The organism is Gordonia sp. (in: high G+C Gram-positive bacteria) (assembly GCF_049299075.1).
Classification (GTDB): Bacteria; Actinomycetota; Actinomycetes; order Mycobacteriales; family Mycobacteriaceae; genus Gordonia.
This window is the reverse complement of record NZ_JBAQWU010000181.1, coordinates 1-1562: the sequence shown is the minus strand read 5'-3', so window position 1 is coordinate 1562 and position 1562 is coordinate 1. Positions and strand designations below refer to the sequence as shown.

Sequence of the window (1562 nt, the reverse complement as noted above, 5' to 3'; positions counted from 1 at the left end):
GTCCACCGCCGCGCACATCGACCGCCGTCACGCTGCCATCCGGCACCACTACCACCGTGGTGCCGGTGGCCCAGCCTGCGCCAGCCTCGGTGAGACCGCCGACTGTCACATCGGCGTCGAGACGATGGTGGTGTCCGACCACGATCCCGGCCACCTCGGAGATCCGGTCCCCGGTCCGCGCGGTGGTCACCGCGCGCCCATCAGTGCCTCGACCAGCAGTTCCTGCACGACAGTTAGCCACTGGTAGACGTCGTAATGCCCGGCGTACGGGTCGTCCGCGTCGAGTGGCCGGTGGTCGTCGGTGATGGCGAGCATGGCGCCGAGCGCTAGGCGAACATCGTTCAGCGCAGTCAGCCAGCAGTCGGCCTCCGCTTCGGTAAGCGCCACCTCGCCGCCGCCACCCGGGAGCGTGTCGAGCACCATCGCCGCGGCCATCAGCTTCGCGTCGATGATCTGCGGCTCGTTGATGCTGCGCAGCGCTCCGTTCAGATCGGCGGCGACTGGACCGGCCGCCAGTAGTTCGTCCTGGTCGGGGCGATGAAAGTCCGGGAGCAACCGACCGAGGGTCACATCGCGGGGCGCGCTCGTATGCCCGGTGCGAATGCCGGTCAGTTCGGCGAGCGAATCCTGCGCGGCCGAGCCGTCACGTTCGCGGAGCATCTCCGACGTCGAGGTCACCATCGAGGCGAGCAACTGGCACTCGTAGCTCTCCAGATTGGAGCAAATTCGCACGTCGTCGCCGGTGCCGCGGCGGCTCCACGTCCGCATTAGGTGTCGTGCTGCATCGTCGCCCACAGACCGGCCGCATGCAGCTTGCGGACATCGCCTTCCATCGCCGTGCGGTCACCGGAGGAGACGACCGCCTTGCCTTCGGTGTGCACCTGCAACATCAACTCCTGGGCCTTGGGTTCGGGATAACCGAAAACCTTCTGAAAGACATAGCAGACATAGTTCATCAAGTTCACGGGGTCATCCCACACAATCGTCACCCAGGGCCGGTCGAGGACGGTCTCGGGTTCGGCGACCGCCGTGCCAGTGCTACCGCCGGGTGCCGCTTCTTCAAGCGCCATGAGTTATAGGGTAGCGAATGTGACGAGTACTGCGCTGCTGACCGATCAGTATGAGCTGACGATGATCTCCGCGGCATTGGCTGCGGGAACCGCAGATCGCGAGTGCGTCTTCGAGGTCTTTGCCCGCCGCCTCCCCGACGGTCGTCGCTACGGGGTCGTCGCCGGCACCGAGCGGCTGCTCGATGAGCTCCCCGACTTCCGGTTCGGTCCCGCCGAAATCGACGCGGTGCGGCATTTCCTCGATGAGGCCACCGTGGAGTGGCTACGCGACTACCGTTTCGCCGGGCAAATCGACGGCTACCCCGAGGGTGAGCTGTACTTTCCAAACTCGCCGATCCTGACCGTGCGCGGCGGCTTCGCCGAGGGCGTGATCCTGGAGACTTTGGTCCTGTCGATCCTCAACCACGACAGTGCCATCGCCTCGGCCGCCGCGCGTATGGTGTCCGCCGCCGCCGGCCGCCCTGTGATCGAGATGGGCTCGCGGCGCACCCA

Annotated in this window: 2 protein-coding genes and 2 pseudogenes; 1 reads left to right on the top strand and 3 read right to left on the bottom strand. The window is 66.3% G+C overall.

The features are described 5' to 3' along the window. The 3 genes and pseudogenes from WAW85_RS05945 to clpS form a co-directional block, all read right to left on the bottom strand. Positions 1 to 190: pseudogene (locus WAW85_RS05945) on the bottom strand (hypothetical protein); the annotation flags it as partial. Continuing rightward, positions 187 to 768: a DUF2017 domain-containing protein gene (locus WAW85_RS05940; RefSeq protein WP_422558718.1), complete on the bottom strand. Its 582-nt coding sequence runs from the start codon at positions 766 to 768 to the stop codon at positions 187 to 189. The pseudogene WAW85_RS05945 and the gene WAW85_RS05940, both read right to left, overlap by 4 nt. Further along, a complete protein-coding gene (gene clpS, locus WAW85_RS05935) occupies positions 768 to 1070 on the bottom strand; it encodes an ATP-dependent Clp protease adapter ClpS (RefSeq protein ID WP_422558717.1) in 303 nt (100 codons plus the stop codon). Before clpS ends, WAW85_RS05940 begins: the two co-directional genes overlap by 1 nt. On the opposite strand from clpS, the pseudogene WAW85_RS05930 reads away from it, so the two are divergent. Then, positions 1069 to 1562, top strand: a pseudogene (locus WAW85_RS05930) (nicotinate phosphoribosyltransferase); the annotation flags it as partial. The gene clpS and the pseudogene WAW85_RS05930 sit on opposite strands and share 2 nt — an antisense overlap.